Raw genomic sequence first — 15,905 nt, 5'->3', positions numbered from 1 at the left:
CCCCGGCCGCGAGTCTTGCCTGCGGGGGCGGCGCCGGGGCGCGGCCCGTCGACCGGGAGAGGGGGCGCGGCGATGTCCACGAGCAGGTGGCTGACCGGTGGGGGAGCCTCGGTGGTGCTGGTGCTGACCGGGCTGTGGGCCGCGGGGCCGGGGCGGTTGGACCGGCACCTGTGGGACGAGGTGCGGCCGGTGATCGAGGCCCGGCTGGTGGCCGACGAGCGGGGCAGCGGGTACGGGGAGACGGTGCCCGCGCTGCGCGCGCGGTGGTTCTGCGGGGCCGAGCCGCGGGACCTCGACGAGCGGGACGGCGTCGTACGGGCCGGGGTGACCACGCGGTGCGCGGAGTACGGGGTGCGCCGCGGAACCCTGGTGGAGTGCAGCGGAGACGAGGTTCCGCAGGTGGTGCGCCTCGAGCGGGACGCGGCCGCGCCCGGCGGTTTCCGGGTGGTGTCGCGGGAGGAGGCGCCCGACGGCGAGGGCGGCGGGGCCTGGGTGGCGAGCCACTTCGGCCCCCTGTCCGAGCCCGGCCCCGGCGACGTGGTGCCGTCCGACGTTCTGGAGAAGGCCGCCCGCGCCCACTTCCACCTGCCCCCGGACGCCCCGGTCGCCGACTGCTGACCCGGGGCCGTCCCGGCCGGTCGGCCCGGTCGTCCCACCGGTCCTCGGCCGTCCCCGGCCCGCTGGTGCGGGCCCGCTGGGCAGGCCCTAGTCCTCGGCCAGCTCGGCGACCCCCGTGACCCGGTGCAGGGGGTACGTCCGCACCTCGTCGGCCGTGTGGTCGTACGCCGTCACGAAGCCGCCCTCGACCCGGATCGGGGCGATGACGCGCTGGCTGGCGCTGCCCTCCGCGTTGACGTAGCCGATCCACACCGACTCGCCGGTCAGGACGGCGGCCTGCATGGTGGCCAGGGTCTCGGCGGAGGAGGTGCGGGGCAGCTCGCCGCCGGCCGGCCGGTCGCCCGAGGGCTTGCGCGGCGCGGTCGCGGCCAGGTCACCGGCCCGGATCGCGCGGATCGCGGCCCCCAGCAGGGTGGCGTCGGGCGCCGGCGGGCCGTCCGGCACCGGTTCGGGCGCGGTCCGCGGCGGGGTGCGGTGGGAGTGGGCCCGGGCGATGAGCACATCGCCCTCGGCGGACTCGGCGGCGGGCGCGTAGCCCATCGCGCGCAGGCCCTCCAGGAGCGCGGCCGGGTCCGACCGGGTGGCCAGGACGGTCGGGGCCAGCCGGCGCAGCCCCAGCGCGGCCGCCCGCCGGTCGGCGAGGATCTCGTTGAGCAGGGCGTCGTCGTCGCAGCGCACGTACGCCGAGGCGGCGCCCACCCGCAGGTGCCCGTGTCTGCGCGCCACGTCGTCGACCAGGTACGCCAGCGGCTGCGGGACCGGCGTGCGGGAGTGCGCGGCGAGGAAGGCGTGCACGTCGGCGGCGGTGCGGCCGGCGTCCAGGGCGCGCCGCACGGAGGCCGGCGTGAACCGGTAGACGGTCGCGCCGCCCTTGGACTCGACGTCCGCGAGGACCCCGAGCACGTCGGCGAGCGGACGCCGGAGCGGGCCGGGGGCCACCGCCGTCAGGTCGGCCTGGAGCAGCACGTGGTCCAGCGGTTCGGGCAGCAGCGGCGCGAGCAGCCGGGCCGCGGCCGCCGCTGCGGCGGCCCGTTCGGGGCCGGGGAGGGGTTCGGCGGCCGGGGGCACGTGGTGATGGTGGACGGGCAGCTTGTCGCCGGGACCGGAGGACTCCTCGGGGGCGGCGGCCGCGGGGGCGGCGGGCATCCCCAGCAGCGCCCGCCCGTGGGCCGAGAGCGCACCCCGCCCGGTGACGCCGAGCAGCTCGGCCTCCTCCAGGGTCCAGCGGGCCAGCCGGGAGCGCAGGTCGTCGTCGGTGCGCGGGCCGCGCAGCGGGCGTTCCCAGCGCAGCCGGGCCAGCACCGACTCGGTGCCGGGCGCGGCGCCGTGCGGCAGCCCGGCCAGCAGGGTCAGTACCCGGTGCCGTACCTCGGACGCCGCCGACCGGTCGAGGCCCGGGCCCAGCGCGGACAGCGTGCGGTCCTTGGCGTCCCGCCCGCCGACCAGCCCCGGCGTCCGGGTGGCCGTCAGCCAGACCTCGGCCAGCCGGGCCCAGCGTTCGGCGGCGGGTTGCTCGAGCCACTCGTCGTAGCCGGGGGTGGCCGCGAACCGCTCGTCGGCCTCGCCGTCGGAGGCGAGCAGGCCCGCCGCGTACGCCAGCTCGACCCAGAAGGCGGCCACCGGCTCGGACACGTCGAGGGCGACGGCCGTCCGCTTCAGGTCGCGCACGCTGAGCCCGCCGGCTCGCAGCACGGCCGGGCCGCCCTCGTCCCAGTCCTTCAGCAGTTCCTCGACGGTGGCCAGGGCGGTGTAGGCCTGCCCGGCGGCGGTGGCGTCCACCACCTGGGGGCCGTGCACCGCGGCCGGTTCCACGGCGGGGGGCAGCGGCTCGGGCTCGCGGTGGGCGCGGCCCTCGCGCAGGTGCAGGGCGACCTCGCGGGGCAGCACGACCGTGCCCGGCGCGGTGGGCAGCAGCAGACCGCGGTCCAGCAGCCAGCGCAGATGGGCGGCCGGCTCGGGGGTGACCTGCCCGTACGGCGGCCCCCACACCAGCCGGGACAGCACCTCCAGGGCGGCCTCCGGGGCGTCGGCGAGCAGCGCGGCCATCTTCCCCCGGTGCGTGAACAGGGCGGTGAGCGCGGCCACGGCGGAGACCGAGTCGTGGGTCGTGGTGAGCCCGGCGGTGGTGACGATCTCCTGGATCCGCCCCGGCGACATGCCCGAGGTGGCCTCCTGCACGGTCGGGCCGAGACCGGTCGGGGAGGGGTGCTGCGGGGTCGGCGCGAGCAGTTCCCGGGCGGTGCGCACCAGGCGCAGCCGCTCGTCGTCCCCCCATACCAGGGCCTGTTCGCGCAGGGTGGCGAGGGCCCGGGGCAGCGCGGCGGCCACGCCCGCCGCTCCGGCGTCCCCCGCCATCAGTCCGAGCAGTGTCCCGTACGACGCCGGGTCCGGGGCCACCGCGAGCGCCTCCGCGGTCTGCAGCGCGAACCGGTCGAGCCGCTCCAGCGCGCGCAGCACCGAGGCACGGGTGCCGGCGCGGGTGGCGAGCTGGGTGAGGTCGGTGGGGACGGGCGTGATGAGATCGGGTCGGCTGCGCAGGAGCGCGGCCAGCGAGGCGTCGTCCCGCGCGCGGAGCGCTTCCGCGAGGGAGCGGGGGGCCGACGGGGTCGTGTGGGCGCTGCTCATCCTGCCCACGGTACTCGCAGGGCGGCCGGTCGTAGGGGTGTTGCGGGCGGCCTCGCCGCCACGGGCGGGCCCGGCGGCGGGCCCCGGGCCCACCCGGGCCGCCCTCGGGGGCCGTACGCGGTACCTTCGTCCGACGGGGTTTCACCACCGCTGCCCCGGAGGGGTTTTCCGTGGGGATCGAGAGCGACCAGGTCGTCTACGAGTATCTGAGCCGCGTCGGGGACGTCGCCCAGCAGCGGCAGCTGCCGTCGGCCACGCGCATGCGGCTGGTGTCGGAGCTGCGCAACGAGATCGACCGGCACCGGGCCAGGACGGCGGTGGACAGCCCCGCCGCGGTCCGCCGCATCCTGGACCGGCTCGGCACCCCCGACCAGGTGGTCGAGGCCGCGGGCGGCACGGGGGGCACGCCCCAGCCGCCGGCCGCCGCCGTGCCCGTCCAGCCCGAGGCCCCCGAACCGGCACCGCGCCCCAAGGGGCTGCGCCGGGTCGTGCCGCGGCCGCGTCCCGCCGAGCCGGAGCAGCCCGCCCGGCAGGACGCCGCGGCCCCGCCGCACCTGGCCGCCGCGCACGAACTCGGGGACAGCGCGGCCGAGCCCGACTGGTGGCGGGTGCAGGGCAGTCCGTTCGGGTCGCCGGCCGGTGACGAGGTGCCCGGGTTCACGGGCGGGGTGGAGATCCCCGACCTGCTCAGACGCCCCCCGAAGGAGACCGGGAAGGAACCGGGCGCCCAGGCGCGGCCGCAGGAGGCGGCGGAGGCGGTGGCCGAGGAACCCGCGGCGGATCCGGCCACCACCCGCCGCCGGCTGTTCGGGCGCGCCGTCCCCGCCGTCCCCGCCGCCCCTGCGCGCCGGCTGCTGCCGCGCCCCGCCGCCGGCTGGACCAACCCGCTGCTGCTGCTCGCCGCGGCCGCGCTGGTCGCGGGCGCCGCGCTCGGCAACTGGTTCGCGCTGCTCCTCGGCTGGCTGATCGCCTACGGCTCCCGGCGGCTGACCCCGGCGGAGACCAAGTGGGCCGTGCTGGGCGTGCCCTCCCTGGCGCTCGCGGCCGGCCTGGTCTGGCTCTGGGGCCGCGACAACGGCCGCTGGGGCGAACCCATCGCGCACGGCCACATGAACGACGCCCTGGCCGAGACCTGGCCCTGGGTGGTACGCGGCGCGGCGCTGGCCTCGGCCCTGTTCCTGGTCTGGCGCTCCCAGCGCCGGCCGTGATGCCCGGGGCGCGGTTCGGCGCTCTGGGCGCGCGGCCCTTGATGCTCCGGGGGTGTGGTTCCGGGTGGGGGCCGTGATGCCCCGGGGGCGTGGTCTGGCGTTTTGGGTGGGGCCATGGTGCCCGGGGGCGCCGTTCGGCGTTCACGGTGCGGCCCTGATGCCCCGGGGCCGTGGTCTGCCGTTCTGGGCGCGGCCCCTGATGCCCCGGGGGCGGGATCTGGCGTTCTGGGTGGGGGCCGGGCCGTGACGCCCAGGGGTGCGGTCCGGCGTTCCCGGGGCGGGCACTGACGCGCAGGGGCGCGATCCGGCGCTCCCAGCGCGGACCCTGGCACCCAGGGGCGCGGGCCGTGCCGTCGGGAGGGCCCGGCACAATGGCCCGCATGACGCTCCCCGCCCTCACCGTCGGCTTCGACCTCGACATGACGCTCATCGACTCCCGGCCGGGCATCCGCGCCTGCTACGTGGCGCTGGCGGAGCGGACCGGGACGTACATCGACGCGGACCTGGCGGTGACCCGGCTCGGGCCGCCGCTCGCCGAGGAGCTGGTGAACTGGTTCCCGGCCGGGGAGGTCGCCGCCGTGGCCGACCTGTACCGGGAGATGTACCCGTCGTTCGCGATCGCCGCGACGCCCGCCATGGCGGGGGCGCGGGAGGCCGTCGAGGCGGTGCGGGCGGCCGGCGGGCGGACCATGGTGGTCACCGCCAAGTACGAGCCGAACGCCAAGCTGCACCTCGCCCACCTGGGCATCTCGCCCGACGTGGTGGTGGGCGACCTGTGGGCCGAGCAGAAGGCGGAGGCCCTGCGCGCGTACGGCGCGAGCGTGTACGTCGGCGACCACGTCGGTGACGTGCGCGGTGCCCGCGCGGCGGGCGCGCTGTCGGTCGCCGTGGCCACCGGGCCGTGCGACGGCGGTGAGCTACGGGCGGCCGGGGCGGACGTCGTGCTCGACGACCTGTCCGCCTTCCCGCGCTGGCTGGCCGGTCACCGGGCGGCGCCCCGCGCCTGACGCCGGCCGGCGGCGACCGAACGCAGCACGCCCGCGGCGGCGACGAGGAATCCGACGGCCATGAGCATGCTCAATCCGAACATGTAGGTCGGGAAAGGCTTCGCGCCGAAGAACAGCGGTGCCATGGTGACCATCGTGGCCAGGGCCCCGAGGAAGAACACGACGGCACCGGCGCGGATCAGCCGGTCACCGGGCCCGGTGGAATTCGTTTGGGTTTTGTCACGCACCGGACCAGGGTAGTTCCCAGCCCGAGAGAACAACCGGGGGACGTCTTGTCACCCGCCCGAAGACCATTAGCCTTGGTAGCGCTCGGTAGCGCATGGTGTCGGCGGGTCACGATCGATCCGCCCCGGGGCTGTCGAGAGCCGATTACGAAGCATTTTCCCGACGAGGACGAGGACGAGGACAGACGTGCCTACCGGCAAGGTCAAATGGTTCAACAGCGAGAAGGGCTTCGGCTTCCTCTCCCGCGACGACGGCGGTGACGTCTTCGTGCATTCCTCGGTCCTCCCCGCCGGAGTCGACGCGCTCAAGCCGGGCCAGCGCGTGGAGTTCGGCGTGGTCGCCGGCCAGCGCGGTGACCAGGCACTCTCCGTGACCGTGCTCGATCCCACCCCGTCCGTCGCGGCGGCCCAGCGCAAGAAGCCCGACGAGCTGGCCTCCATCGTGCAGGACCTGACGACTCTCCTGGAGAACATCACCCCGGGACTCGAGCGGGGCCGCTACCCGGAGAAGACCTCCGGCAAGCAGATCGCCGGCCTGCTGCGCGCGGTCGCCGACCAGCTCGACGTGTGACCCTCGGCCGGCCCCGGGGGAGCGGTGACCCTCAGGGGAAGGCGAGCGCGTCCGGGCCGAGGGGCGGCACCAGTCCCTCGGCCGCCGCGCGGGTGAGCAGCCCGCGGATCGCCGCGTAGCCGTCCTCGCCGAGGTCGGCGGTGAACTCGTTGACGTACAGCCCGATGTGCTGGTCCGCGACGGCCGGGTCCATCTCCTGGGCGTGCTCCATCACGTACGGCCGGGAGACCTCGGGGTCGTCCCAGGCGGCCCGTACGGACGCCTTGACGGCGTCGGCGATCCGGCCGAGCGCCGGGGCGCCGAGCGAGCGCCTGGCGATGATCGCGCCCAGCGGGATCGGCAGCCCGGTGGTGCGCTCCCAGTGCTCGCCCATGTCGGCGAGCTTGTGCAGCCCGTAGTTCTGGTAGGTGAAGCGGGCCTCGTGGATGACGAGCCCGGCGTCCACCTTGCCGTCGCGCACGGCCGGCATGATCTCGTCGAACGGCATGACCACGATCTCGCCGACCCCGCCGGGGAGCGTGTCCGCCGCCCACAGCCGGAACAGCAGGTACGCGGTCGACCGCTCGCTGGGCACCGCGACCGTACGGCCCGTCAGCTCGGCGCCGTCCTCCCGGGTCAGCACCAGCGGCCCGCAGCCCCGGCCCAGCGCGCCGCCGCACGGCAGCAGCGCGTAGTCGTCCAGGACGTACGGCAGCACGGCGTACGACACCTTCAGTACGTCGAACTCCCCGCGCTCGGCCATGCCGTTGGTGATGTCGATGTCGGCGAAGGTGACGTCGAGCGCGGGCGCGCCGGGGATCCGGCCGTGGGCGAGGGCGTCGAAGACGAACGTGTCGTTCGGGCAGGGGGAGTAGGCGATCTGCAGGGGTTCAGTGGTCATGCGGGTTCCAACTCTCCAGTGCGGGCGCGAGCTTCCCGAACGCCTCGGTGAGGGCGGTGAGCGCGTCGCCGATGCGCCAGGCGGCGCGGTCGCGGGGGCCCACCGGGTTGGAGACCGCGCGGACCTCCAGGACGGGCACCCCGTGCGCGGCGGCGGCCTCGGCGACCCCGAACCCCTCCATGCCCTCGGCGAGGGCGCCGGGGTGCCGGTCGCGCAGCTCGGCGGCGCGGGCGGCGGTCCCGGTGACGGTGGAGACGGTCAGGACGGTGCCGGCGCGTGCGCCGGTGGCCCCGCACGCGACTCGTACGAGTGATTTCGGCGGCCGGTGGGTGACGGTGCCGAAGCCGAGTTCGGTGACCGGCAGGAAGCCGTCGGCCGTCTCGGCGCCCAGGTCGGCCGCGGTGATCGCGTCGGCGACGACGAGTGAGCCGAGCGGCGCGGCGGGCTGGAAGCCGCCGCCGATCCCGGCCGAGACGACCAGGCCGTAGGGGCGGCCGGCCAGGGCCGCGGCGGTGAGCGCCGTGGCGGTGGAGGCGGCGGCGAGAGCCGGTCCCACACCGGCGGCCAGCAGGTCGAACCCGGTGGCCGCGTGCACCACGCGGACCGTTCCGGGCAGTGCGCTCTCCCCGGCTCCAGGGCCGGGGAACGCCCCTGCCACCGCGTCCCGTTCGGCCGGGACCGCGGTGGCTACGAGGACGCGTACGGAAGGCGTGATCAGGCCTTCTTCAGCTTGAAGGACCACAGACCCTTGGCCGGGTTGGTGCCCATCTGGATCGAGACGGTGTTGGTGTCGCCCTGGGTGCCGTACTGGGAGTTGAAGAACGCGCTGCCCGGGATGGTGCGGTACGTCTTCTTGCTGGCCTCGGTGAACTGGCGGCCGTTCACCAGGATCGTCCAGCCGCTGTCCGCGATCTTCGGGTCGACCCCGAAGCGCACGGTCTCGTCCTGGTCCACCTTGATGGACTCGATGTCGCCGGCGTTCTTGGCGCACTTCGTGAGCGACGCGGCGTCCAGCGCCTTGCCGTCGTTGTAGCAGACCGCCTCGGAGCTGACCGAGCTTCGGCCCACGGTGACGGTCGCGACGGGCGTCGGCTTCTCGCAGCCCGACAGGACTAGCAGTCCGGCGGAAACGGCGCCGGCGGCGGCGACGGCGCGGCGGCGTCGCACAACGGATTGCAGCGTGGTCATGGCCGAAGGCTATCGGGCCCCCGCAGCCGTCTGCCCATGTGGGGTACGGCGTGCCCGGTTCGTTACGCCACTCGCGCCCGTGTCCGGCCGCCGTGCCGGGCCGAGGCGAGCAGGCCGCGCAGCGTGGTCAGCCAGCCGACGGCCACGATCGCGGCGGCGACGACCAGGCCGAGCGTGCCGTTGAGCGGCATCACGATGCCGATCGCGCCGCCGAACACCCAGGCCATCTGGAGCAGTGTCTCCGACCGGGCGAACGCCGAGGTCCGCACCAGTTCCGGCACGTCCCGCTGGATCAGCGCGTCCAGGGACAGCTTGGCCAGCGCCTGCGCGAACCCGGCGACCGCGGCCAGAGCGGCCACCAGGAAGGGCCCGAAGAACAGGGCGGCCACGACCGCGGTGCCGAGCGCCACGGCGACGACGGTCACGATGATGACCTCGGGTGCCTTCGACTTCAGCCAGGCGCCGACGGCCGTGCCGAGCGCGTTGCCCGTGCCCGCCGCGACCCCGACGATCCCGAGCGAGACCGCCGCGCTCTCGCCGGCCAGCGGGTGCTCGCGCAGCAGGAAGGCGAGGAAGAAGATCAGGAAGCCGGACAGGCAGCGCAGGGCGGCGTTGGCGCCCAGGGCGTGCGTGACGGCCGGCCCGACCGTCCGCAGACCGGGGCGTTTGGCCTGTTTCTGTCGTGGGCCGTGCAGGTGTTCCTCGTCGGCGGCGAGCAGCGCGAAGTCCTCACCCTTGGCCGAGTCCACCTTGCGCGGCAGGGAGAACGACAGGAACGTTCCCGCCACGAAGATCACGAAGGCGCCGTACAGCGGCCACGGGTCCCCGACGGCGTGCAGCCCCGCCCCGATCGGCGCGGCCACGCCGGTGGCCAGCAGCCCGGCGAGCGTCACCCGCGAGTTGGCCTTGACCAGCGAGAACCCCGGCGGCAGCAGCCGCGGCACGACCGCGCTGCGCACCACCCCGTACGCCTTGGAGGCCACCAGCACCCCGAGCGCGGCCGGATACAGCTCCAGGCTCCCGCTCGCCACCGCCCCCGAGATGATCAGCGCGAGCAGCGCACGCGCCAGCATCGCCCCGGCCATCGCCGCGCGGCGGCCGTGCGGCAGCCGGTCGAGCAGCGGACCGATGACGGGGGCGAGGACGGTGAACGGGGCCATGGTGATGGCCAGGTAGAGCGCGACGCGCCCGCGGGCCTCGTCGGTGGGCACGGAGAAGAACACCGTGGACGCCAGGGCCACGGTGATCATGACGTCCCCGGCGCCGTTCACCGCGTGCAGCTCGATCAGCTTGCCCAGACCGGACTCACCCGCCCCGTGGGCGTGCGTGGCCCTGCGGATCCCGCGCGCGGTGCCGGTCACCGGGAAGTGCAGGGCACGGCCGACCGAGCGGACGGCACCGCCGACCCGGCCCGAACCGCCACCCCGAACGCCTCCCCTGTCCGCGGCTGCCACGTCGTTCATAGTGCCCCGAGACACCGCCCGATAGTGCGGTTTGAATTCAAGCGAGTCGAACGCCCGGCTCGTCCCCCGCCCCTCCCGCGCCCGGCCGGGTGTCCGGGGGACCGTCGTGTACCGGCCGAGGGGGCCGGAATCCGGGTGGGTCGGCGGGCCGTCCGCGACCGGTGGACGGGCCCGGGACATCGCCGCGCGGCGGCGGACTGTCCCCGACCACCGGCGACGGGGTAGCGTGCGTATCTCAGCCATAACGCAGAATGGATGGCAGAGGTGCGCCCGAGCGCGATCGGACGCGGACGTCGATGCGGCCCACAGGTCCGCTCCGTCCGCTTCACCGCCGGAGGCAGCAGCACTCGTGTAGACGGCGTAGGAGAGAAGCGATACCTGTGAGCGCAGCGACAACGCGAAGCCGCACCCCCGACCGCCTGTGCGCCGAGGCCGTCGACCTCGCGCGGGCCGCCGCCGAGGAGGCCGCCGCACCCGGAGTGGTCGGCGAGCACGCCGGCCTGGTGTCGGAGGGCGACCGTGTTGTCACGCACTTCTTCGAGTGCAAGGAGCCCGGCTACCGCGGCTGGCGCTGGGCGGCGACGGTGGCCCGCGCCTCCCGCGCGAAGATCGTGACGCTGGACGAGGTCGTCCTGCTCCCCGGCCCCGACGCCCTCCTCGCCCCCGAATGGGTCCCGTGGAGCGAGCGTCTGCGCCCCGGTGACCTCGGCCCCGGCGACCTGCTCCCGACCGACCAGGAGGACCTGCGCCTGGAGCCCGGTTACACGGGCGAGGAGGAGCCGCCGCCGAACTCGATCCTGTCCGAGGAGATCGCGGAACTCGCGGAGGCCGAGGACGCCGAGGTCACCCCCGGCACCCCGGCGGTCCAGCAGACCGCGCCGGCCCGCGGCACGATCGCCGCGCTCGCCGAGGAACTCGGCCTGCGCCGCGCCCGTGTGCTGTCCCGCTACGGCCTGCACGTCGCCGCCGACCGCTGGGAGGAGGCGTTCGGTCCCAAGACCCCGATGGCCCAGGCGGCCCCGGCCACCTGCGTGACCTGCGGCTTCCTCACTCCCATCGGCGGCTCCCTCGGCCAGGCCTTCGGCGTCTGCGCCAACGAGTTCTCCCCGGCCGACGGCCACGTGGTCTCCCTCGGCTACGGCTGCGGCGCCCACTCGGAGGCGGCGGTCATGCCCAAGCCGCCCCAGCCGCCGGCGCCGGTGATCGACGAGACCCGGGTGGACCCCTTCCCGCTCCGCCCGTCCCGCGACTCGGGCTCGGTCCCGGCGACGGGAGACGACGAGACGGCGGAACTCGGCCACTCGTAGGCTCCGCCGGCCGGCCGGCCGGGTCCGGGGTGGCCTTCCCCTGCGGGGCGGCTGTCCGCCTCCGGAGCGGCTGCGGGCCGGAGGCCGGCTGGACCGTACGGGGCGGTGGCCCACCGCGCGTCGGCTGGCCCGGGCGGGTCGGCTGCCCTCCGCGGGTGGCTGGACCGTCGGGCCACGCGAGTCGGCTGCCCCTGCGGGGCGGCTCCGCCGGACGGGTCGGCCACGCCGGAGCGGCTGGACGAAGCGGGCCGACCGGGCGGGTCGGCCGCCCCCGGGGGTCCGGCCGGGAGCACCTGGCCGACTGGGGACCACGGGCACCCGGCGAGTCCGCTCGGCCACGCCGGACCGGCCGAGGGGCGTACGGGTCGGCCGCCCGACCCCGCCCGGCCCCGCCGCCCCGTGACCCCGCCCGGTTCCGCAGGACCGTCACTCCCCGGCCCCGCCGGACCACCCCCGCCCCACACCCCGCCTGACCTCGCCCTTCGGTCTCCCCGCCGCACTCGCTGTACCTTCGTCCTCACGTCGACGAGGAGAGTGAACGTGAGCAAGTACGTGCGGCCCGCGGCCGAGGGCGCCGACCCCTTCGGCACCGCCCGCCTGCGCCGCGGGGTCCTCGACGCCTGGGCGACCAGCCCCGCCCGGTTCCGCGAGGACGCCAACGCCGAGGAGGACCTGGTCCTCGGCGGCTACCGCGACCGCCTCGTGGTCGAGCTGGCGCAGAACGCCGCGGACGCCGCCGCCCGCGCGGGCGCCCCCGGCCGGCTGCGGCTCACCCTCCGCGACGGCGTCCTGGTCGCCGCGAACACCGGCGCCCCCCTGGACGCGACCGGCGTCGAGTCCCTGTCCACCCTGCGCGCCTCCGCCAAGCGCGACGCCCAGGACACCCACGGCGCCGTCGGCCGGTTCGGCGTCGGCTTCGCCGCCGTCCTCTCCGTCACCGACGAGCCCGCGATCATCGGCCGCCACGGCGGGGTCCGCTGGTCCCTCGCCGAGGCCCGCGCCCTGGCCGCCGACACCGCCCGGCACAGCCCCGGCCTCGGGGACGAGATCCGGCGCCGCGACGGCCATGTCCCGCTGCTGCGGCTGCCGTTCGCCGCCGAGGGCTCCGCCCCGGAGCCGTACGACACCGCCGTCATCCTGCCGCTGCGCGACGCCGCCGCCACCGACCTCGCCGAACGCCTCCTCGACGCCGTCGACGACGCCCTGCTGCTCGCCCTGCCCGGGCTCGACGAGGTCGTCGTCGAAGTCAACGACGAGGCCCCGCGCACCCTGCGCCGCCGCACCGAGGACGCCGTCACCGTCGTGGAGGACTCCCGCGACGGCACCACCCGCTGGCGCACCGCCGCCGCGCACGGCCCGCTCACCCCCGACCTGCTCGCCGACCGGCCGGTGGAGGAACGCCTGCGCCCGCACTGGTCGGTGACCTGGGCCGTCCCCGCCGACGCCGACGGCCGCCCGGCCCGCCCGCGCACCACACCCGTCGTGCACGCCCCCACCCCCAGCGACGAGCCCCTCGGCGTCCCCGCGCTGCTCATCGCGTCGTTCCCGCTGGACACCACCCGCCGGCACGCCGCCCCCGGCCCGCTCACCGACTTCCTGGTGCAGCGGGCGGCGGACGCCTACGCCGAGCTGCTGGCCGCCTGGCGTCCGGTGACCGAGGGAACGATCGACCTCGTACCCGGCCCGCTGGGCCAGGGCGAGCTGGACGGCGCGCTGCGGCAGGCGATCCTGGAGCGGCTGCCGCGCACCGCCTTCCTGCCGCCGGCGGTCGAGGCCGAGGGCGACGAGCACGACGAGGACCTCCCCGAGGCGCTGCGCCCGCGGGACGCCGAGGTCGTGGAGGGCGCGGGCGCGGACACCGTACGGGTGCTCGCGGAGGTGCTGCCCACCCTGCTGCCCGCCGGTCTCGAACGGCGCGCGGAACTGCGCGTGCTCGGCGTCGCCCGGCTCCCGCTCGCCGACGCCGTCGACCGGCTGGCCGGTCTCGAGAAGGCCCCCGGCTGGTGGTGGCGGCTGTACGACAGCCTCGCCGGGATCGACCCGGACCGGCTCTCCGGACTGCCCGTGCCGCTGGCCGGCACCGCCGCCGAGGAGTTCGGCACCGGGGCGGGACGCACGGCCGTCGGACCCCGGCAGATCCTGCTGCCCACCGCGGACGGCGCCCGGATCGACCCCGACGTGCTCGGCCGGCTCGGGCTGAAGGTCGCCCACGAGGACGCGGCGCACCCGCTGCTGGAGAAGCTGGGCGCGCTGCCCGCGACCCCGCGCGCGGTGCTGACCACCCCGCAGGTGCGGGCCGCCGTGGCGGCGTCGCTGGACGACGAGGGTGGCGCGCTGTGGGAGGAGGACGCCCTCGACGCGGAGGAACTGGCCGACACCGTGTTGGCGTTGGTGCGCGACGCGGCCCTGGAGCCCGGTGACGAGCCGTGGCTCGGCGCCCTCGCGCTGCCCGACGAGGACGGCGAACTCGCCCCGGCGGGTGAGCTGGTGCTGCCCGGCAGTGCCTTCGCGCGGGTGCTGCGCGCCGGCGAACTGGCCGCCGTGGACGCCGAACTGGCCGACCGGTGGGGCGAACAGCCGCTGACCGCCTGCGGCGTGCTCGCGGACTTCGCGCTCGTCCGCGCCACGGACGTCGTCCTCGACCCGGACGAACTGGAGCCCCGGGAGGGCGACTTCGCCGAGCCTGACGACGCGGGTCTGCTCGACGCCGTCGACGTCTGGTGCGAGGACATCCTCGACCGCTTCCCGGACACCCCCGTACCGCCGGTCGCCACCGAACTGGTCGCCGTGCGCGACCTCGACCTGGTGGACGACGACCACTGGCCCGAGGCGCTCGCGCTGCTCGCCCGGCCGCCGCTGCGGGACGCGCTCACCCAGCCGGTGCGCGTCCTGCTGCCCGACGGCACCCACGAGGTCGTCCGCCCGTACACCGCCTGGTGGCTGCGCGGGCACCCGGTCCTCGCCGGGCGCCGGCCCGCCGGGCTGCTCGCGGCGGGCGGCGACCCGCTGCTGCGCGGCCTGTACGACGAGGCCGACGCCACCGGCTTCGACGACGAGCAGGTGCTGCGCGCGCTCGGCGTGCGGACCTCGGTGTCCGCGCTGCTCGACGAGCCCGGTGGCGCGGCCGAACTGCTGGACCGCCTCGCCGATCCCGAGCGCAGGGTCGGCCCGGCCCAACTGCACGGGCTGTACGGCGCGTTGGCGGAGCTGGACCCGGACCAGGTGACCCTGCCCGACGAGCTGCGGGCCGTGGTCGACGGGCAGGTACGGGTCGTGGACGCGGCCGACGCGGTGGTCGTCGACTCCCCGGACCTGCTCCCCTTCACCGCCGGCGTCCCGCTGCTCCCGGTCCGCCCGGCCCGCGCCGCCGAGCTGGCCGAGCTGTTCCAGGTGCGGCGGCTGAGCGAGTCGGTCACCGGTGAGATCCACTCCGAGGGCGCCGAGCACGACGTACCGGACCCGGTGCGGGTGCTGCTCGGCCCGCGCACCCCCGCCACCTACGTCGAGCACGAGGAACTGGTCGTCGACGGCGTCGAGATCGACTGGCGCCTCACCGACGACGGCGTTCTGCACGCGGCCACCCTGGAGGGCGTCGCCGCGGGCCTCGCCTGGGCGGCCGGCCAGTGGCCCCGCCGTTTCGAGGTGGCGGCCCTCCTGGAGGACCCGACCCGCACGGAGGAACTGGCGCGCGACCGGTGGTTCGACTGAGGCACCGCCTCACCGCACCACTTCACTGGTTCATCGTGCAATTTTCGAAATCCGTACAACCTTTCGCAGGGGTCGCGCATCCGATCATGTGAGCCAGCAGGCTCCCAAGATCAGTTGGGGCCGGCGACGATGACGCACCCGCGTGGTGCGGCCGCCGGCCCCACTCCTCACACAGGGGAACGCATGCGCATTCGTGCCACCGTGGCCGCCGTCTCCGGCGCCCTGGCCCTCTCCGCCCTCGTCGTGCCGGCCGCGCAGGCGGCCGACTCCGCGCCGTCGTACAAGGCGGCCGCCGCGAAGGTGCTCTCGCACACCGCCGGCAAGAGCGCCCTGAAGGCCGCCGCCGAGCCCGCGGACCTGGGCGTCACCTTCTCTAACCTCAAGATCGCCTCGGCGATCAAGGTCGGTACGACCAACCACGTCACCGCCTCGGTCTCGTACACGATGACCTACGACTCCAGCTACGTCCTCGGCTCGGACGACTTCGACAACGGCCCGTTCATCTACAAGGAGTCCACGGGCGGCATGCTGCTCGGCCAGGCTCCGGCCGCCTGCACCGCGACCTCGGCGACGACCGCGAGCTGCAAGGGCCTCATCGACGTCTACCCGGCCGAGAACGACCTGCTCAACGTGGACGCCGGCACCTGGAAGGCGGGTGCCCTGGCCCTCCAGTACAGCACCGGCGCCAGCGCCGAGACGCTCGGGCTCGGCACCACGCAGGTCCAGCGCTACTCCAAGCTCACGGTCAACGCCTCGCCCGAGCCGGTGAAGAAGGGCAAGACCATCACGGTCACGGGCCAGCTCTCCCGCGCCAACTGGGAGGACCACAAGTACCACGGCTACACCAAGCAGTCGGTCAAGCTGCAGTTCCGCAAGAAGGGCTCCAGCGCCTACACCACGCTGAAGACCATCACGTCGGACTCCACGGGCAACCTGAAGACGACGACCACCGCCAAGGAAGACGGCTACTTCCGCTACTCCTTCGCGGGCACCTCGACCACCCCGGCGGTCAACGCCACGGGTGACTTCGTCGACGTGCAGTAAGCGGTCACGAAGTAGACAGCAGTACCGTCCGGCCCCGGAAGCGCACGCCGCCTCCGGGGCCG

General features: G+C 75.7%; 13 protein-coding genes. 7 read left to right on the top strand and 6 right to left on the bottom strand.

The features are described 5' to 3' along the window. Positions 1–72: 72 nt before the first annotated feature. Positions 73–618, top strand: coding sequence for a hypothetical protein (locus tag B446_RS17380; RefSeq protein WP_043475857.1), 546 nt, complete (start codon positions 73–75; stop codon positions 616–618). 87 nt (positions 619–705) lie between these two features. Here B446_RS17380 and B446_RS17375 read toward each other — a convergent pair whose 3' ends face one another. Continuing rightward, positions 706–3,243: a helicase C-terminal domain-containing protein gene (locus tag B446_RS17375; RefSeq protein ID WP_020940759.1), complete on the bottom strand. Its 2,538-nt coding sequence runs from the start codon at positions 3,241–3,243 to the stop codon at positions 706–708. A gap of 170 nt (positions 3,244–3,413) precedes the next feature. On the opposite strand from B446_RS17375, the gene B446_RS17370 reads away from it, so the two are divergent. Continuing rightward, positions 3,414–4,451, top strand: a complete 1,038-nt coding sequence (locus B446_RS17370; protein ID WP_020940758.1) for a hypothetical protein — start codon at positions 3,414–3,416, stop codon at positions 4,449–4,451. Between the two features lie 371 nt (positions 4,452–4,822). After that, entirely contained in the window at positions 4,823–5,458 is a 636-nt protein-coding gene (locus B446_RS17365) for an HAD family hydrolase (protein WP_020940757.1), read from the top strand. Here the strand turns inward: B446_RS17365 and B446_RS17360 are convergent. After that, positions 5,434–5,685, bottom strand: coding sequence for a hypothetical protein (locus B446_RS17360; protein ID WP_043475854.1), 252 nt, complete (start codon positions 5,683–5,685; stop codon positions 5,434–5,436). The two genes, B446_RS17365 and B446_RS17360, sit on opposite strands and share 25 nt — an antisense overlap. Positions 5,686–5,869: 184 nt before the next feature. On the opposite strand from B446_RS17360, the gene B446_RS40760 reads away from it, so the two are divergent. Further along, positions 5,870–6,253 carry a cold-shock protein gene (locus B446_RS40760; protein WP_020940755.1) on the top strand — a complete coding sequence of 128 codons (384 nt, stop codon included), beginning with the start codon at positions 5,870–5,872 and terminating at the stop codon, positions 6,251–6,253. Between the two features lie 31 nt (positions 6,254–6,284). Here B446_RS40760 and B446_RS17350 read toward each other — a convergent pair whose 3' ends face one another. The 4 genes from B446_RS17350 to B446_RS17335 all read right to left on the bottom strand — a co-directional run bounded on the left by B446_RS17350 (position 6,285) and on the right by B446_RS17335 (position 9,784). Continuing rightward, the gene (locus B446_RS17350) at positions 6,285–7,133 is read right to left on the bottom strand and encodes a 1,4-dihydroxy-6-naphthoate synthase (protein ID WP_020940754.1); all 849 of its coding nucleotides are present in this window, start codon (positions 7,131–7,133) and stop codon (positions 6,285–6,287) included. Then, positions 7,123–7,875 (bottom strand): futalosine hydrolase, encoded by a 753-nt coding sequence (locus B446_RS17345; RefSeq protein WP_193384469.1) that lies wholly within the window; start codon positions 7,873–7,875, stop codon positions 7,123–7,125. The genes B446_RS17350 and B446_RS17345 overlap by 11 nt, the downstream gene beginning before the upstream one ends. After that, a complete protein-coding gene (locus B446_RS17340; RefSeq protein ID WP_043475849.1) occupies positions 7,848–8,321 on the bottom strand; it encodes a hypothetical protein in 474 nt (157 codons plus the stop codon). Before B446_RS17340 ends, B446_RS17345 begins: the two co-directional genes overlap by 28 nt. A gap of 62 nt (positions 8,322–8,383) precedes the next feature. Then, positions 8,384–9,784 (bottom strand): MFS transporter, encoded by a 1,401-nt coding sequence (locus B446_RS17335; RefSeq protein WP_020940751.1) that lies wholly within the window; start codon positions 9,782–9,784, stop codon positions 8,384–8,386. Positions 9,785–10,164: 380 nt separating this feature from the next. Between B446_RS17335 and B446_RS17330 the strand changes: the two genes are divergently transcribed. From B446_RS17330 to B446_RS17320, 3 genes are all read left to right on the top strand, one after another. After that, positions 10,165–11,091, top strand: a complete 927-nt coding sequence (locus B446_RS17330) for a DUF3027 domain-containing protein (protein WP_020940750.1) — start codon at positions 10,165–10,167, stop codon at positions 11,089–11,091. A 540-nt stretch (positions 11,092–11,631) separates the two neighbouring features. Further along, positions 11,632–14,799: a sacsin N-terminal ATP-binding-like domain-containing protein gene (locus B446_RS17325; RefSeq protein ID WP_043475846.1), complete on the top strand. Its 3,168-nt coding sequence runs from the start codon at positions 11,632–11,634 to the stop codon at positions 14,797–14,799. A gap of 183 nt (positions 14,800–14,982) precedes the next feature. Continuing rightward, complete coding sequence (locus B446_RS17320; protein WP_043475842.1) at positions 14,983–15,843, top strand: hypothetical protein; 861 nt, start codon at positions 14,983–14,985, stop codon at positions 15,841–15,843. The last annotated feature ends 62 nt before the right edge of the window (positions 15,844–15,905 follow it).

This window comes from Streptomyces collinus Tu 365, from assembly GCF_000444875.1.
GTDB lineage: Bacteria > Actinomycetota > Actinomycetes > Streptomycetales > Streptomycetaceae > Streptomyces > Streptomyces collinus_A.
Note: the sequence above shows the minus strand (reverse complement) of the source record. Positions and strands in the feature narration are given on the sequence as shown.

Excerpts from the sequence above, each read along its gene's own strand:
- B446_RS17335 (WP_020940751.1), bottom strand. The coding sequence starts at position 9,784 with ATGAACGACGTGGCAGCCGCGGACAGGGGAGGCGTTCGGGGTGGCGGT.
- B446_RS17375 (WP_020940759.1), bottom strand. The coding sequence starts at position 3,243 with ATGAGCAGCGCCCACACGACCCCGTCGGCCCCCCGCTCCCTCGCGGAA.
- B446_RS17350 (WP_020940754.1), bottom strand. The coding sequence starts at position 7,133 with ATGACCACTGAACCCCTGCAGATCGCCTACTCCCCCTGCCCGAACGAC.
- B446_RS17380 (WP_043475857.1), top strand. The coding sequence starts at position 73 with ATGTCCACGAGCAGGTGGCTGACCGGTGGGGGAGCCTCGGTGGTGCTG.
- B446_RS17365 (WP_020940757.1), top strand. The coding sequence starts at position 4,823 with ATGGCCCGCATGACGCTCCCCGCCCTCACCGTCGGCTTCGACCTCGAC.
- B446_RS17340 (WP_043475849.1), bottom strand. The coding sequence starts at position 8,321 with ATGACCACGCTGCAATCCGTTGTGCGACGCCGCCGCGCCGTCGCCGCC.
- B446_RS17320 (WP_043475842.1), top strand. The coding sequence starts at position 14,983 with ATGCGCATTCGTGCCACCGTGGCCGCCGTCTCCGGCGCCCTGGCCCTC.